The organism is Catenuloplanes sp. NPDC051500, from assembly GCF_044454585.1.
Taxonomy (GTDB): domain Bacteria; phylum Actinomycetota; class Actinomycetes; order Mycobacteriales; family Micromonosporaceae; genus Catenuloplanes.
This window is the reverse complement of the sequence record NZ_JBITDX010000005.1, coordinates 394,722-411,126: the sequence shown is the minus strand read 5'-3', so window position 1 is coordinate 411,126 and position 16,405 is coordinate 394,722. Positions and strand designations below refer to the sequence as shown.

General features: G+C 69.7%; 10 protein-coding genes. 2 read left to right on the top strand and 8 right to left on the bottom strand.

The features are described 5' to 3' along the window. Window position 1: 1 nt before the first annotated feature. Entirely contained in the window at window positions 2-2,200 is a 2,199-nt protein-coding gene (locus ACIA8K_RS13775; RefSeq protein ID WP_396058535.1) for a bifunctional polysaccharide deacetylase/glycosyltransferase family 2 protein, read from the top strand. A 13-nt stretch (window positions 2,201-2,213) separates the two neighbouring features. Here the strand turns inward: ACIA8K_RS13775 and ACIA8K_RS13770 are convergent, their stop codons facing one another. Beyond that, the gene (locus ACIA8K_RS13770) at window positions 2,214-3,449 is read right to left on the bottom strand and encodes a GAF domain-containing protein (RefSeq protein WP_396058476.1); all 1,236 of its coding nucleotides are present in this window, start codon (window positions 3,447-3,449) and stop codon (window positions 2,214-2,216) included. A 409-nt stretch (window positions 3,450-3,858) separates the two neighbouring features. Between ACIA8K_RS13770 and ACIA8K_RS13765 the strand changes: the two genes are divergently transcribed. Then, a complete protein-coding gene (locus tag ACIA8K_RS13765; RefSeq protein WP_396058474.1) occupies window positions 3,859-6,162 on the top strand; it encodes a glycoside hydrolase family 3 N-terminal domain-containing protein in 2,304 nt (767 codons plus the stop codon). A gap of 239 nt (window positions 6,163-6,401) precedes the next feature. Here the strand turns inward: ACIA8K_RS13765 and ACIA8K_RS13760 are convergent, their stop codons facing one another. From ACIA8K_RS13760 to ACIA8K_RS13730, 7 genes are all read right to left on the bottom strand, one after another. Continuing rightward, entirely contained in the window at window positions 6,402-7,856 is a 1,455-nt protein-coding gene (locus ACIA8K_RS13760; RefSeq protein ID WP_396058533.1) for a family 43 glycosylhydrolase, read from the bottom strand. Between the two features lie 96 nt (window positions 7,857-7,952). Next, the gene (locus ACIA8K_RS13755; protein ID WP_396058472.1) at window positions 7,953-9,425 is read right to left on the bottom strand and encodes an endo-1,4-beta-xylanase; all 1,473 of its coding nucleotides are present in this window, start codon (window positions 9,423-9,425) and stop codon (window positions 7,953-7,955) included. A 400-nt stretch (window positions 9,426-9,825) separates the two neighbouring features. Beyond that, on the bottom strand, window positions 9,826-10,839 hold the full coding sequence (locus tag ACIA8K_RS13750) for a LacI family DNA-binding transcriptional regulator (protein ID WP_396058470.1): 1,014 nt from the start codon (window positions 10,837-10,839) through the stop codon (window positions 9,826-9,828). Between the two features lie 510 nt (window positions 10,840-11,349). Further along, the gene (gene yjfF / locus ACIA8K_RS13745; RefSeq protein WP_396058468.1) at window positions 11,350-12,345 is read right to left on the bottom strand and encodes a galactofuranose ABC transporter, permease protein YjfF; all 996 of its coding nucleotides are present in this window, start codon (window positions 12,343-12,345) and stop codon (window positions 11,350-11,352) included. Then, window positions 12,342-13,400, bottom strand: a complete 1,059-nt coding sequence (locus tag ACIA8K_RS13740; RefSeq protein WP_396058466.1) for an ABC transporter permease — start codon at window positions 13,398-13,400, stop codon at window positions 12,342-12,344. Before ACIA8K_RS13740 ends, yjfF begins: the two co-directional genes overlap by 4 nt. After that, entirely contained in the window at window positions 13,397-14,926 is a 1,530-nt protein-coding gene (locus ACIA8K_RS13735) for a sugar ABC transporter ATP-binding protein (protein WP_396058464.1), read from the bottom strand. Before ACIA8K_RS13735 ends, ACIA8K_RS13740 begins: the two co-directional genes overlap by 4 nt. A gap of 259 nt (window positions 14,927-15,185) precedes the next feature. Next, window positions 15,186-16,181: an ABC transporter substrate-binding protein gene (locus tag ACIA8K_RS13730; protein ID WP_396058462.1), complete on the bottom strand. Its 996-nt coding sequence runs from the start codon at window positions 16,179-16,181 to the stop codon at window positions 15,186-15,188. Window positions 16,182-16,405: the final 224 nt, after the last annotated feature.

The following is a 16,405-nucleotide window of genomic DNA, read 5'->3' as shown; positions in this document are numbered from 1 at the left end:
AGTGACGCCGCCCCGCTCGGACACCGCCAGGCAACTCCGCCGCCGCACCGCGACCCCGGCCCGGCGCATCAAGCCGCGCCCGCGTCTGCTCGTCGCGTTCACGCTGCTGGTGCTGCTGATCAGTGTGCTCATGGTCCGCGCCTACGCCGGTTCCGCGCTCTCTCCGGACGGGCTGCACGAGACCTCCGGCGAACAGGACACCGTCCCGGCGGAGATCGTCGAGGGCGGCCCGATCATCAACACCGCGCAGGGCGGCGCACAGTCGTACCGGCTGCCGGACAAGACGATCGCGCTCACGTTCGACGACGGCCCGGACCCGTGGTGGACCGGCAAGGTACTGGCGTCGCTTGCGAAGCACGACGTGGACGCCACCTTCTTCGTGGTGGGCAGCGGGGCGGCGCGGCATCCGGACCTGCTCCGGAAGATCGCTGCGGAGGGCCACGAGCTGGGCGTGCACACGTTCACCCACCCTGATCTGACGCAGATGCCGGGCTGGCAGCGGCGGGTGGAGTACTCGCAGACGCAGATGGCGATCGCGAGCGCGACAGGTGTGAAGACCTCGCTGATCCGCTTCCCGTACTCGTCCAAGGCGTACGCGATCGACGACGAGAACTGGCCGCTCTACCGGGAGGCCGGCGCGCAGGGCTACCTGTCGGTGCTGAACGACACGGACAGCCAGGACTGGGCCCGGCCCGGCGTGGCGCAGATCGTGGCGAACGCGACGCCCGAGGGGACCAAGGGCGCGATCATCCTGTTCCACGACGCGGGCGGCGACCGCGCGCAGACCGTGGCCGCGCTTGACCGGTTCATCCCGGCCATGAAGGAGCGCGGGTACCGGTTCGTCACCGTCTCGGAGGGCCTGACGAAGGCGATGGAGGCCGCGGCGCCGGCCGGGAACGTGACCGCGCGGACCGAGCAGCCGGCCACGGACGGCGAGGTGTGGCGCGGCTCCGCGCTGGTCTGGGTGATCCGGATCGCGGACACCACTGTCGACGGGCTGGGCGTGCTGTTCGTGATCGCCGGGGCGCTGACGCTCATCCGTACCCTGCTGATGCTTGTTCTTGCTGGTCGTCACGCCCGGAAGCGGCGGGCGAAGGGCTTCAGCTGGGGCCCGGAGGTGACCGACCCGGTGTCGGTGATCGTCCCGGCCTACAACGAGAAGGAGGGCATCGAGGCGGCGGTACGGTCCCTGGCCGGTGGCGATTACCCGCACATCGAGGTGGTGGTGGTCGACGACGGCTCGTCGGACGACACCGCGAAGATCGCCGAAGGGCTTGGCCTGCCGAACGTGCGGGTGGTCCGGATTCCGAACGGCGGTAAGCCGAACGCGCTCAACACCGGCGTGGCGTTCGCCAGCCACGATCTGATCGTGATGGTGGACGGCGACACGATCTTCGAGGTCGACTCGATCCGGAAGCTGGTGCAGCCGTTCGCGGACCCGGCAGTGGGCGCGGTGGCCGGCAACGTCAAGGTGGGCAACCGGAACAGCCTGGTGGCCCGCTGGCAGCACATCGAGTACGTGATCGGCTTCAACCTGGACCGGCGACTCTACGAGACGCTGCGCTGCATGCCGACAGTGCCGGGCGCGATCGGCGCGTTCCGCCGGCAGGCGCTGCGCGAGGCCGGCGGGATGAGCGACGAGACGCTCGCCGAGGACACCGACGTGACGATGGCGTTCCTGCGTAACGGCTGGCACGTGGTGTACGAGGAGAACGCGCGCGCCTGGACCGAGGCTCCGTCCACGCTGGGCCAGCTGTGGAAGCAGCGGTACCGCTGGTCCTACGGCACGATGCAGGCGATGTGGAAGCACCGCAAGGCGCTTGTCGAGTCCGGTTCGTCGGGCCGGTTCGGCCGGGTCGGGCTGCCCATCCTGGCACTGTTCGGCGTGACGTTGCCGCTGCTCGCTCCGGTGATCGACCTGCTGACCCTCTACGGCCTGCTGTTCCTGGGCCGCACCGACACCGTGATCGCCTGGGTCGCCATGCTGATCATGCAGCTGCTGACCGCGGTGGTCGCGTTCAAGCTCGACCGCGAGTCGATGAGACCGCTGTGGACGATCCCGTTGCAGCAGTTCGCGTACCGCCAGCTGATGTATCTGGTGTTGATCCAGTCCGCGGTGACCGCGCTTACCGGCGCCCGGCTGCGCTGGCACAAGCTGCAGCGCACCGGCGACGCGCTGGTCGGCAAGACACCGGCGTGAGGTCCGGGGCCCTTCAGCGGGCCCCGGCCACCGCCTCCACCGCGGCCGGGACCGGCGGGAACACCACGCGCATCGAGGTGCCCTCGCCCGGCCGGTCGGTGAGCGCGAGCGTGGCGTGGTGGACGTCGAGGATGCGTTTCGCCACGGAGAGGCCGCGATCCGGGCCGCTGCGCTCGTCAAGCTGCGCTATCGCGCTGTAGTAGAGGTGGGTGAAGAGGCTGGGCCGCTCCGAGTCGGGCTGGTCCAGGTCGTCCAGGCGCACGGCCGGGCCGCCCTCCCCCTCGGTGGTCACCCGCACCCGGCCGCCGACCGGCGTGTACTTCACTGTCGCGAAGAGCAGGTGCATGAAGACCTGTTCGAGCCGGACCGGGTCCGCGTAGATCGGCAGCGGCGCGCCCTGGCCGTGCAGGATCCAGATCTCCTTGGTGGCCGCGATCGGCCGGACCGCCTGCACCGCGCGCTCGGTGATCTGGGTGAGGTCGACCTCGCGCATGTGCAGCGACTCGTAGCCCTCGTTCTCCGGGTCGGCGAGCGTCAGCAGGTGCGCGACCAGCTGCCGCAGCGGGTCGAGGTGCTGCCGGGTGGTCCGGACCAGCGCCTCGGTCAGCACCGGGTCCGGATCCTGGCCGGCGTGGACGCTCTCCAGGTACGCGCCGAACTCGTGCAGCGGCGCGCGCAGGTCGCCGGCCAGCAGGTTCGCGAAGTCGTCCCGGCGCCGTTCCATGGCCTGCAGCCGGGAGACGGTCCGGTTCAGCGCCTTCGCGTACCGGCGCAGCTCAAGTTGCGCGGTGACCTGCCGGGACAGCGCGCGCAACGCCTGCAACTGGTCGAGGTTGAGCCGCCGGGGTTCCGAGTCGACAACGCAGAGCGTGCCGAGCGCGAAGCCGTCGCTTGTCACAAGCGGCGCACCGGCGTAGAAGCGCACGCCGGGGTCGCCGACCGCCATCGGGTTGTCCGCGAACCGCCGGTCCATCTGCACGTCAGGCACGACAAGCAGGTCCTTGCCGAGGATCGCGTGCGCGCAGAAGGACACCTCGCGGGAGGTCTCGGTCAGCTCCATGCCGACCTTGGCCTTGAACCACTGCCGGTCCGCGTCGACCAGGCTGACAAGCGACATCGGCACGCCGCAGACATGTGACGCGAGCGCGACGATGTCGTCGAACTCCTGCTCGGGGTCGGTGTCCAGCACCGCCAGGTCGTGGAGGGCGGCGAGCCGGCCGGCCTCGTTCGCGGGTTTTGCCGCTTCCATCCGGCCACCTCCTCCGAGATCCGGTCTTCAAGATCTAGCAGGCGACGGGTGCAGAACCGGCCACTTCCCGCCGACTGCGGCACGCGGTCCCCCGCCGACGGCGGCGCGGTCTCACGCCGCCGCACGGAGGCGAAGCGGCCGGCCGTCCGGGGACCCGGCAGGACAAGACATCGATGAGCTTCTTGCTAGTCTCGCCGGTGGGTCACAGCTGCCATCACTGCCCGAAACTTTCGGAAGATCATCGGTAACTTACGCGGCGTTTCGCACGGTACGGCCGTGTAAACACTCGGTCAACCCCTGTCTATGTGTGACTTCAAGCGTTACTTTGTAGTGACCTTGGCGCGTTTCAACCACCCCACCAGGCAAATGCGCTTCCGGAAATGTATCGGAATTTACGAAGGAGACGCTCGTGACCGAGCGAGGCGATGCGGCCGGACCCGCAACCGCAGTGGCCGAGCCCTGGCGGGACCCGTCCCGCCCCACCGGCGAGCGCGTCGCGGCGCTGCTGGCCGCGATGACGCTTGAGGAGAAGACCGCGCAGCTCTGCTCCGTCTGGATGGGCGCGACCGCGACGGACGGCGACATGGCGCCGCACCAGCACGAGCTGCTCGACGAGCCGGACTGGCCAGCGCTGATCCGCAACGGGCTCGGGCAGATCACCCGCGCGTTCGGCACCGCGCCGATCGGGCCGGCGGACGGTGCGGCCGCGCTCGCCGCGCTGCAGGCCGAGATCGTCGCGGCGAGCCGGCTCGGCATCCCGGCGGTCGCGCACGAGGAGTGCCTGACCGGCTTCCTCACCTGGCAGGCCACCGTCTACCCGACGCCACTTGCCTGGGGCGCCGCGTTCGACCCGGAGCTTGTCGAGCGGATGGCCGGGCAGATCGGCCGGTCGCTGCGCTCGGTCGGCGTGCACCAGGGGCTCGCCCCGGTCGTGGACGTGGCACGCGATCTGCGGTGGGGTCGCGTCGAGGAGACGATCGGCGAGGATCCGTACCTGGTCGGCACGATCGGCGCGGCGTACGTCCGCGGCCTTGAGCGCGCCGGCGTGATTGCCACGCTCAAGCACTTCATCGGCTACTCCGCCTCCGCCGCCGGCCGCAACTTCGGGCCGGTCTCGATCGGCCCGCGCGAGCTGGCGGACGTGCTGCTTCCCCCGTTCGAGATGGCACTGCGGGACGGCGGCGCACGCTCGGTGATGGCCGCCTACGTCGCGCTTGACGGCATGCCCGTCTCGGCCGACCCTGCCGTGCTCACCACGCTTCTGCGCGACCGGCTGGGCTTCACCGGCACCGTGGTCTCCGACTACTTCGGCGTCTCCCACCTGCGGATGCTGCACCACGTCGCCGCCGACGACGCGGACGCTGCCGGGCTTGCGCTGGCCGCCGGCATGGACACGGAGCTGCCCGGCATCCGCTGCTACGGCACGCCGCTTATCGACGCGGTGCGGGCCGGCACGATCCCGGAGTCGCTCGTGGACCGCGCCGCCGGCCGGGTCCTCACGCAGAAGTGCGAGCTGGGCCTGCTCGATCCGGACTGGACGCCGGCGCCCCCGGCCGGCCCGCTCGACCTCGACCCGCCGGAGTCCCGCGCGCTGGCCCGCACCCTGGCCGAGCGCTCCGTGGTGCTCTGCGCGAACGACGGCGTGCTGCCGCTCGCGCCCGATGCCCGGATCGCGCTTGTCGGCCCGCTCGCCGACGACCCGGCCGGGATGCTCGGCTGCTACACGTTCCCTCGCCACGTCGGGCCGCACCACCCGGGTCTGGAGCTCGGCGTGCCGATCCCGACGCTGGCCGAGGCGCTGGGCCGCACCGCGATCCCGGGCTGCACGATCGACGGCGATGAGGAGCCGGCGATCGGCGACGCGGCGGACTCGGACGTGATCGTGGCCGTGCTCGGCGACAGGTCCGGCATCTTCGGCGTGGGCACCTCCGGCGAGGGCTGCGACGTGCCGGACCTGCGCCTCCCCGGCCGCCAGGCCGAACTGCTCGAGCTGCTGATCGCCACCGGGCGGCCGGTGGTGTTGGTGCTGCTCTCCGGCCGGCCGTACGCGCTCGGTGCCTATGCGGACCGCTTGGCCGCTGTCGTGCAGGCATTCTTCCCGGGCGAGGAGGGCGGCGCCGCGGTCGCGGGCGTGCTCACCGGCGCGGTCAACCCGTCCGGCCGGCTCCCGGTCAGCCACCCCGCCCACCCCGGCGGCCAGCCGTCCACCTATCTGGCGCCGCTGCTCGGCCACCGGACTGACGTGAGCACCGTCGACCCGACGCCGCTGTTCCCGTTCGGCCACGGCCTGTCCTACACCACGTTCGAGTGGACCCCGGAAAACCAGGATCAACCCCACATCGTGGGTACGGATGGGGAGGCGACGGTCGCGGTCACCGTCCTCAACACCGGCGACCGCCCCGGCGCCGAGATCGTCCAGCTCTACCTGCACGACCCGGTGGCCCAGGTGACCCAGCCGGTCCGCCGCCTCGTCGGCTACACCCGCGTCCCGCTCGACCCCGGCGAGGCCCGAACCGTCACCTTCACCGTCCCCGCCGACCTCGCCAGCTTCACCACCCGCGACGGCCACCGAATCGTCGAGCCCGGCGCCCTCCACCTACTCCTGGCCGCCTCCAGCACCGACATCCGCCACACCGCCCACATCACCCTCACCGGCCCCCCACGCACCCTCACCCCCCACCGCCACCTCACCAGCACCCCCACCACCACCTGACGGCCCACCCCGTCCGCAGCTCCCCACCCTGAGCTCCAAACGCCGTTCTCAGCCAGACACGCAACCCGCCCACCGCTCTTCATCTGCAGTTTCTCCCGACCCGCGCGGAACACGACCACGTCGTGAGGCGCGGACGACCGAAGAAAGTCGTTCTCAGTCAGACACGCTCTTCGTCTGCCTGAGAACGCCTTTCTTCGGCCGTGGCGTCGAGCCCGGAGGAGCGAAGCGACGACCAAAAATCAAGCGTCGGAGCCGGTGTAGCTGAACCAGTCGAAGTGGACGTGGCCGCGCATCGAGGACATGCCGATCACCCGGCCGGTGAAGCCGCCCGCCACCTCTGTCGACACGTACCGTCCGTCCAGGTCGGCAAGGGACACGAACATGCCGTCCACGACCAGGCCGAGCCGTACCAGGTCCGGTGAGTCGGTGGGCGAGTCCGGGTCCGGGCCGGCGCCGTCGATCGCGACTGTGAGCAGTACCGGGCCGTCTGGGCGGCGGTGCATGCCGAGGACCTGGCGCAGCGGGCCGATCCGGGCCTCCGCGATCACCTGGTCGCCGTCGATGTGCACGCCGTACCAGTGGCGCTCGTCCAGTCGCACCATCAGGCCGCCGGCCGCGTCCGGCTCCGCGTCGGCCAGTGCCTGCACGCGGCAGCTCAGGTGCTGCTGCCGCCGCCCGCAGAAGCCGCCCTCCGGCACGGTCAGCCAGCCGTCGCGCACGTCGAGCCGGGCTGTCGCGGCGCGTGGCTGGATCCAGCGCGGGTGCAGGCGCGGCTCACGGAAGTCGTCGCGGTCGTCCTCGTCCGGCCAGGGCGACGCGGGCAGCGTGGGTCCTTCGGTCACCGGCGCCACCGGGCCGATCACCGGCCAGTCGTCCTCCCAGGTGACCGGTGCGAGGAACGTCTCGCGGCCGAGCACGTGGTAGCCGGGGCTGCCGCCGCGCGGCCGGGCGCCGAGGAAGAGCAGCCACCAGCTGCCGTCGTGCGCCTCGATCAGGTCGCCGTGGCCGGTGTTCTGGATGGGCAGGTCGGTGCTGCGGTGGGTCAGGATCGGGTTGGCCGGGCAGGGCGTGAACGGCCCGTCCGGCCGGGGTCCGCGGGCGATCGAGATGCCGTGCCCGCGCTCGGTGCCGCCCTCCGCGATCAACAGGTACCACAGGTCACCGCGCCGGTAGAGGTGCGGCGCCTCGGGGTACTGCGCGCCGGGCGTGCCGGACCAGATCGGCCGTGGTGTCTCAAGCGTCTCGCCGGTCTTCGGGTCGATCCGCGCCTGTGCGATCCCGGCGAACGTGCACCAGCAGTTGCCGTCCGCGTCCCACGCGAGGTCCGGGTCGATTGCGGTGATGCCGGGCAGCCGGACCGGCTCGGACCACGGGCCGGCCGGATCGGTGGCGGTGACGATCACGTTGCCGCCACCGGAGACGTTCGTGGTGATCAGCCAGAACAGGCCGTCGTGGTGCCGAAGCGTGGGCGCGTAGACGCCGCCGGACGCCGGGACCTGTGCGCCGAACCCGAGCTGCTCCTCGCTCAGCGCGTTGCCGATCTGCCGCCAGTGCACGAGGTCGCGGCTGTGCAGGATCGGCACACCCGGCACGTACTCGAAACTGGAGCAGGCGAGGTAGTAGTCCCCGCCGACCCGGCACACGCTCGGATCGGGGAAGAAGCCGGGGACGACAGGGTTCCGGAAAGCGCCGATGAGAGTCTCCTGAAACCTCAGAGATAGATCAGAGGGTACGGCGTGACCGTACCCTCTGATCCTGCCTTAATCCACGATCTTGATCCTCGCCCGCGGTCAGGCGACAGTGCAGGCCGTGCCGTTCAAGGAGAACGCGGCCGGCGCCGGATTGCTGCCGCTGTGCGAGCCGTTGAAGCCGAACGATGTACTGCCGCCCGCCGGGAGCGCCGCGTTCCACGCCGCGTTCGCCGCGGTGACCGCGCTGCCGGACTGGGTCACCGTCGCGCTCCACGACTGCGTCACGGTCTGGCCGGCGCTGTACGACCAGGCAAGCGTCCAGCCGTTGATCGCGGTGCCGCTTGTGTTCTTCACGTTGACGGTCGCGGTGAAGCCGGTGTTCCACTGGTTGACCGTGTAGCCGACCGCGCACCCACCGCCCGGCGCCGGCGTGGTGGGACCGGGTGTGGTGGGACCGGGTGTGGTCGGTCCGGGTGTGGTCGGCGTCGGCGTGGTCGGTGTCGGCGTGGTCGTGGTGCCGCCGAATCCCGCCGCCGCGCCGTCATAGGCCGGCTTCCGGTTGTAGTTGTCGTCCCAGATCAGCGCCGCGCCGTAGCCGGAGAACACCTCCGGCACCCACGAGTACCTGTCGGTGATCCCCCAGACCGTGACGCCGGTGCAGCGGGTCACGTTCGCACAGGCCGTGAAGACCTTCTGGAAGTCGCTCTTCTGGGTGGCCAGCTTGGACGCGTCGGACGGCGTGGTCATCCGCACGTCCAACTCGGTGATCCGCACGTCGACGCCGAGGTTCGCGAACCGCTGGAGGTTGGCCTGCAGGTCGGACGGGACCTGCCCGAGGATCAGGTGCGCCTGGAAGCCGACGCAGTCGATCGGCACGCCGCGCGCCTTGAAGTCCTGCACCAGGTTGAGGATCGCGGTGCTCTTCGCGTTGATCCCGTCCGTGGAGTAGTCGTTGATACAGAGCTTCGCGGCCGGGTCCGCCGCACGCGCCGCCTTGAACGCCTCCTCGATGTACGAGTTGCCGATCCGCTGCTGGAAGATCGACTGGCGCCGCGAGCCGTTGTCCTCGAACGCCTCGTTCACCACGTCCCACGCCACGACCTTGCCGGCGTAGTGCCCGGCCACGTTCGCGATGTGGTTCTTCATGGCCGCCAGCAGGTCGGTGCCGCTGCTGATCCCGTCCACCCAGCCCGGGTACTGCTGGTGCCAGACCAGCGCGTGCCCGTAGAGCTGCTTGCCGCTTGACGCCGCGTAGTTCGCCACGGCGTCACCAGCGGTGTACGTGAACGAGTTCCGGGACGGTTCGGTCTCCGACCACTTCATCGCGTTCTCGGCGACGACCAGGTTGAACTCGGTGTCAGCGATGTTCTTGTAGGCCGCCTCGCTGAGATAGCTCGACGTGAGCGCGAAGCCCACCGTCTTGCCCTTCGCCGCCGCAAGGCTCTGCAGCGTGGTGGCGGCGTCGGCCAGGTGTGGCACCGCGATCGCGGCTCCGGTGGCGAGCAGCACGGCCGCCGCCGCGAGCAGCGGCCGGCGGTGACGTCCCGGCGGGCGCTTCGAGTCGTCGGTCATCGGGGCTCAATCCTCTCTGCTGGGAAAGCTCCCGATCGCTGCGGCGGTGGAGACGCCGCAACGTAGACGCACTTCGATGGGAGCGTTCCCAAGTATTGGCAGACCCACTCAGCCCCGTCAATCCATTACCGGAAATCTCCCGGAAACCCGCCCCATCATCACCGTGCACAAGCACCCCGCACCGCCGCACCACCAGGCCGCCACGCTGCACCGCCGCGCGGCCCGACCGCCCGGAAACGGATCACGGGAGAGGGTTGTCCCCCGACCACGGCGGGACCGGCTCGGAGCGTCGTGCGGAGCGCCAGCGGAGCCCGCCGCGACGTTTGCCCGCGGGAGCATGCGGGCCGGACCACAGCGGAAGCGGGAAGATGAATTGGCTCTGGATCTTCCGGAAAGTGGATTAGCGAGGCGCGGTGCTGTCGCGGGCGACCAGGTGAGTGGCAAGCTCGATGCGCAGGGTGTCGATGTCCTCACCCTGAGCGAGGCGCAGCACTGTGCGCGCGGCCAGCAGGCCCATCTCGGCCAGCGGCTGGCGGACCGTGGTCAACGGCGGTGAGGCCCAGCGCGCCTCCGGCAGGTCGTCGAAGCCGACCACACTGATGTCGTCCGGGACGCGCAGGCCGCGGCGGCGGACCGCCTCGTAGACGCCGAAGGCCATCTGGTCGCTTGAGGCGAAGACCGCGGTGGGCGGGTCGTCCAGGTCGAGCAGCGCGGCGCCGCCCGCGAAGCCGGACTCGTGGTAGAAGTCGCCCTGGTAGACAAGCTCTTCGCGGAATTCGACGCCGGCCGCCTCAAGCCCGGCGCGGTAACCGTCCAGCCGGGCGCGCGAGCAGAGCATCCGTTTCGGACCGGCGATGAAGCCGATCCGGGTGTGGCCGAGGGACAGCAGGTGCTCGGTGGCGCTGAGGCCGCCGGCCCAGTTCGTCGCGCCGATTGTGGGGATGTCCATCGCGGGGACGCCGGTCGGGTCGACCACCACCATCGCGATGTTCAGCCGGCGGAGCTCGGCGAGCAGCGGCGGCGACAGGTCGGAGACCACGAAGATGACGCCGTCGGTGGCGCGGGCGCGCAGGTTCTGCAGCCATTGGCGGGCGGAGGTGGAGCGCTGGTGGATCGCGGAGACCACGGTGCCGACGCCGGCCGCGTGCGCCACGTCCTCGACACCGCGGATGATCTCGACGGCCCACGGGCTGTCCAGGTCGTTGAAGACCAGGTCGATCAGGCTGGCGGAGACGCGGCTCCGGGCGGCGCGGCGGCGGTACCCGTGATGGCGCAGCAGCTCCTCGACCCGCTCCCGGGTCTGCGGCGAGACATCGGACCGCCCGTTGAGCACGCGCGAGACGGTCGGCACCGAGACGCCCGCCTCCGCCGCGATCGCGGTGATGGTGACCCTGCGCCCCTCGCTGACGGTCACGGACGTCTCCCTCTTCGCATACGGCTGTCCCGCCTATCTTGCCCCAGCCACCCCCACATCGGCGATCCCGCAACTTACGATTCCCTACCGGAACGCCCCCACCCCACCACGCGCCCCAAAGACCGCCCATCTGATGGGACCAAAGATCCTTGCAGCCCTGGCCCCCCCTTATCGACGCCTTCTACGGGCTACCAGAGCCGCAAGGATCTTGAGCCTCCAGCGGGGCCCTCATCTGCAGTCTCTCTCAACAGGCGCGGTCGACCGAGAAACGTCCGTGTCAGACAGACACCCAACGCGCCCACCGATCTTCGTCTGCAGTTTCCCCCGACCCGCGCGGAAGACGACCACGTCGTGAGGCGCGGACGACCGAGGAACGTCGGTGTCAGTCAGACACGCTTTTCGTCTGCCTGACACCGACGTCCGCAGGCCGTGGCGTCGAGCCCGGAGGAGCGAAGCGACGACCAGCTAGCAGAGCGCCCGGAGGAGCGAAGCGACGACCAGAAGCAGAGCTCAAACCTTTCGGGCGCCGATGACCCGCTGGAGCACGATGAACAGCAGCAGCAGCGCGCCCACCGCGATCCGCGTCCACCAGGAGAGCAGGCCCTGGAACTGGATGATTGTCTGAATGACGCCGAACACCAGCACGCCAAGCACGGTCCCGAGTACGAAGCCTGAGCCACCGGTCAGCAGCGTGCCGCCGATCACCACGGCGGCGATCGCGTCAAGTTCCATGCCGATGCCGGTGTTGCTGTATCCGGCGCCTGTGTAGAACGTGTAGAGCACGCCCGCTCCGGTCGCGCACAGCCCGCTGATGGCGTAGACCGCGACCTTGGTGGCCGCGACCGGCAGGCCCATCAGCATCGCGGACTGCTCGTTGCCGCCGATCGCATAGACGTTGCGGCCGAAGCGCGTGTAGTGCAGCACGACGAACGCGAGCGCCACCACGATCAGCGAGACCACGACGCTTGGGTCGATCCGGTAGTCGCCGAGCGGGACCATTGTGGTCGCGGTCTCGGTGAAGAACGGGTGGCTGATCCGGATCGAGTCAGTGCTGATCACGTAGCAGAGGCCGCGGGCGAGGAACATGCCGGCGAGCGTGGCGATGAACGGCGGCACCTCGAAGAAGTGGATCATCGCGCCCATCGCGCTGCCGCTCACCGCGCCGATCACGAGTACCAGCGGGATCACCACGCCTGGCGACAGGCCGTGGTCGGTGATCAGCGACGCGCAGATCATCGTGGAGAGCGCAAGCATCGACCCGACCGAGAGATCGATGCCGCCGCTCAGGATCACGAACGTCATCCCCACCGCCAGGACCAGCAGGAACGCGTAGTCCTTGAAGATGTTGAGCAGCACCTGCAGGTCGGCGAAGTTCTCGTAGCGCAGCGAGGCACCGATCCACATCAGCACCAGCACGCCTGCGGTGGCGAGGACCGGCACGTACCGCTGGCGGCCGGTGAAGACCTTGGCCAGCCGCACGCCGGCCGGGGTCGTGACTGTGGTCATGCCGGCACCTTCACATTCGTCGGCGCGGCGGGTGTCCCGGACGCGGGTGGGGTGCGCCGCGGCCCCCATCGGCCGAACACCTTGCGGCGGAACGCCGGGGACTGCAGCAGGCAGACCACAGTCACCACGACCGCCTTGAAGATCAAGGTCGTCTCCGGGGGTACGCCGAGCGTGTAGACGGTGGTGGACAGCGTCTGGATCACCAGCGCGCCGATCACGGTGCCGCCGATCGAGAAGCGGCCGCCGGTCAGCGCGGTGCCGCCGATCACCACCGCGAGGATCGCGTCCAGCTCGATCAGGAGGCCGGCGTTGTTGCCGTCCGCGGCCGAGACGTTCGAGCTGATCATCAGGCCGGCCAGTCCGGCGCAGAGCCCGCTGGCCGCGTAGACGAGCAGCACCAGGCTGCGCGACCGGATGCCGACCAGCCGGCTGGCCTCCGCGTTGCCGCCCACCGACTCCAGCAGCAGGCCAAGCGCGGAGCGGCGCATGACAAGCGCGGCGACCGCGGTCATGGCCAGCGCGATCAGCACCGCGGCCGGAAGCGCGAAGAGCCAGCCCGCGCCGATCCACTTGTACGGCGAGCTGTTGATCGTGATGATCTGCCCGTCCATGATCAACTGCGCGATGCCGCGGCCGACCACCATCAGGATCAGCGTCGCGATGATCGGCTGAATACCGATCCGGGACACCATCACGCCGTTGAACAGGCCCGCCACCAGCGCGGCGCCGAGCGCCATCGCGACCGCGACAAGCACTACGCCCACCGCGTCCGGGTCGGGCGCCCGGCTGATGTGCAGGCAGGCCACCGCGCCGGCGATGGAGACCACCGACCCGACGGAGAGGTCGATGCCGCCGGTCGCGATCACAAGCGTCATGCCGAGCGCCACCAGGATCAGCGGCGCGCCGAACCGGAGGATGTCGATCACGCTGCCGTAGAGGTGCCCGTCCTGGATCCGGACCGCGAAGAAGTCAGGCTTCTCGAACAGGTTGCCGACAAGCAGTACGACCAGCACCACGACCGGCCAGAAGAGACGGTGCCTGGTAAGGGTGCTCATGCGTCCTCCCCGCTCGCGATTGTCTGCATGATGCGCTCGGCGGTGAGCGACTCGTCGTTAGCCAGCTCTGCCACCAGACGGCGGTCGCGCAGCACGCCGACCTTGTGGCTAAGCCGCAGCACCTCCTCCAACTCGGCGGAGATGAACAGCACCGACATGCCGTCCTCGGCAAGCGAGACCACCAGCCGCTGGATCTCCGCCTTCGCGCCGACGTCGATGCCGCGCGTGGGCTCGTCCAGGATCAGCAGTTTGGGCTGGGTGATCAGCCAGCGGGCGAGCAGCACCTTCTGCTGGTTGCCGCCGCTGAGGTTGCGCACCAGCGCGTCCGGGTTGGCCGGCCGGATGCTCAGCGCCTCGATGTACTGCGCGACCAGTTCGTCCCGGCGGCGGGCCGGCACCGGGCGCATCCACCCGCGCGCGGCCTGCATGGCCAGGATGATGTTCTCCCGCACCGAGAGGTCCTCGACCAGGCCCTCGGTCTTGCGGTTCTCCGGGCAGAACGCGATGTGATTTCCGATCGCGGTGCGCGGCGTCTTCACGGACAGCGGTGCACCGTCGATTAAGATCGTGCCGCTCTCCGCCCGGTCCGCACCGAAGATCAACCGCGCCACCTCGGTACGCCCGGAGCCGAGCAACCCGGCCAGCCCGACCACCTCGCCCCGGTGGATCGTCAGGTCGAACGGCGCCACCAGGCCACTCTTGCCCACCTGGGCGGCCTGCAGGAACGGTTCCTGCCGCTCCAGCGCAGCGAGCTCGCGCTTCGGCTGCTCCTCAAGTGCCTCAAGCACTGACAGCTCGGTGCCGATCATCCGGGAGACCAGCTCGATGCGGCTCAGCTCACTTGTGCGCCACTCGCCGACCAGGCGGCCGTTGCGCAGGATCGTCATCCGGTCGGAGATCTCGTAGATCTGCTCCAGGAAGTGCGACACGAAGAGCAGCGCGACGCCGTCCTCCTTGAGCTGTCGCATCACCCGGAACAGCTGCTGCACCTCACCGGCGTCAAGACTTGAGGTGGGCTCGTCCAGGATCACCACCTTGGCGGAGATGTCCACCGCCCGGACGATCGCGATCAGCTGCTGGATCGCAAGCGAGTAACTGGCAAGCGGCGCGGTCACGTCGATGTCGAGGTCCACCCGGGCGAGCAGCTCACGGGCGCGGCGCCGCATCGCCGGGTAGTTGTTGATCAGCCCGAACAGGCGTGGCTCACGGCCGATGAAGATGTTCTCCGCCACCGAGAGGTTGGGGCAGAGGTTGACCTCCTGGTAGACCGTGCTGACGCCGGCCTGCTGGGCCTTGAGCGGGCTGCTGAAGTGCACCGGCGACCCGGCCAGCTCGGCCTCGCCGGCCTCGGCCTGGTACACGCCGGTGAGCACCTTGATCAGGGTGGATTTACCAGCGCCGTTCTCGCCCATCAGGGCGTGCACCTCGCCGGGGAAGAGCCGGAAGTCGACGTCGGCCAGCGCGGTGACGCCGGGGAACTCCTTGGTGATGCCCTTCATCTGCAGAATCGGCTGGGGGTCCGGCATCGCGCCGTGCTCCTCTCCTTGCTGATCGCGGCGATGCCGCCGGCCCGATGGACGGGCCGGCGGCACGCGCGACTGGCGCTGCGAATCGATGAGCTCCCGGCCGGCGCGTCTCCACGCCGGCCGGACTGTCGATCGGTACTGCTGGGGTCGCTGTCGCTCAGCACTGCTGCGGTCGCTGCCGCTCAGCACTGCGGCGGGTCCCTGTCGCTCAGCACTGCGGCGGTCGCTGCCGCTCAGTACCGCTGCGGGTCGCTGTCGCTCAGTACTCCCGGGACGGGAGCGCGGCCGCGGCCTGGTCCTGGGTGAAGACACCCTCCTCGGTGAGGATGCGCTTCTCGACGGTCTCGCCGGCCTTGACCTTCTTGACCAGCTCCATCAGCTGCGGGCCGAGCAGCGGGTTGCACTCGACGACCACGTTGATCTTGCCGTCGGCCATCGCCTGGAACGCGTCCTTGACGCCGTCGATCGAGATGATCTTGATGTCGACGCCGGGCTTCTTGCCGGCCTCCTCGATCGCCTGGATCGCGCCGAGCGCCATATCGTCGTTGTGCGCGTAGAGCACGTCGATGTCCGGGTTGGACTGCAGGAAGGCGGTCATGACCTCCTTGCCCTTGGCCCGGGTGAACTCACCCGTCTGCGAGGCAATGATCTTGAAGTTCGGGTTCGCCGCAATCGCGTCCCCGAAGCCCTTCTTCCGGTCGATCGCCGGCGCCGCGCCCGGGGAGCCCTGCAGCTCCACGATGTTGACCTGCTCGGTCTTGCCCTCGTACTGCTTGATCAGCCAGTCAGCGGCGCGCTGACCCTCCACGATGAAGTCCGAGCCGATGAACGTGACGTAGAGCGAGGTGTCGGTCGAGTCGACGGCGCGGTCGGTCAGGATCACCGGGATCCCGGCCGCCTTCGCCTCCTTCAGCACCGGGTCCCAGCCGGTGTTGACCACCGGCGAGAACGCGATGACGTCGACCTTCTGCTGAATGAAGCCCCGGATCGACTTGATCTGGTTTTCCTGCTTCTGCTGCGCGTCGGTGAACTGCAGCTCGATCCCTTCGGCCTTGGCCGAGTCCTGGATGGACTTCGTGTTCGCCGTACGCCAGCCGGACTCCGCGCCGACCTGTGCGAAACCGAGAACGATCTTGCCGTCGCCGCCCGCACCGGCCTCGTCGTCCTTGGTGCCGTCACCGCAGGCCGCGAGCCCGCTGGTGACGAGACCGGCCGCCGCGACGACCGCGAAAAGCTTCCTCCTGCTTACATGCATGGCTTTTACTCCTCTGCCGATGACCGCCGACCATCGCCGCGCGCCGGCGTCCGGTCGTGACCCCTAGGAGCGGGGGCCGTTGAAGGGTGGGGAACGTGTGGTGCCGCGTTGCATCTACCAGGTGCCATGTGCTGTGGTGCCATGTGCCGTGGTGCAAGGGCTCGGCCGGACGCGCGACCGCAGGCCGGAGTGGGTGTGATCCGGCTTTGCGGCGTCGCTGTCAC

What these genes read in the sequence shown, in the direction of transcription:
- ACIA8K_RS13770 (WP_396058476.1), bottom strand. Translation starts at nt 3,449, where the DNA reads ATGGAAGCGGCAAAACCCGCGAACGAGGCCGGCCGGCTCGCCGCCCTC.
- ACIA8K_RS13755 (WP_396058472.1), bottom strand. Translation starts at nt 9,425, where the DNA reads ATGACCGACGACTCGAAGCGCCCGCCGGGACGTCACCGCCGGCCGCTG.
- yjfF (WP_396058468.1), bottom strand. Translation starts at nt 12,345, where the DNA reads ATGACCACAGTCACGACCCCGGCCGGCGTGCGGCTGGCCAAGGTCTTC.
- ACIA8K_RS13740 (WP_396058466.1), bottom strand. Translation starts at nt 13,400, where the DNA reads ATGAGCACCCTTACCAGGCACCGTCTCTTCTGGCCGGTCGTGGTGCTG.
- ACIA8K_RS13735 (WP_396058464.1), bottom strand. Translation starts at nt 14,926, where the DNA reads ATGCCGGACCCCCAGCCGATTCTGCAGATGAAGGGCATCACCAAGGAG.
- ACIA8K_RS13730 (WP_396058462.1), bottom strand. Translation starts at nt 16,181, where the DNA reads ATGCATGTAAGCAGGAGGAAGCTTTTCGCGGTCGTCGCGGCGGCCGGT.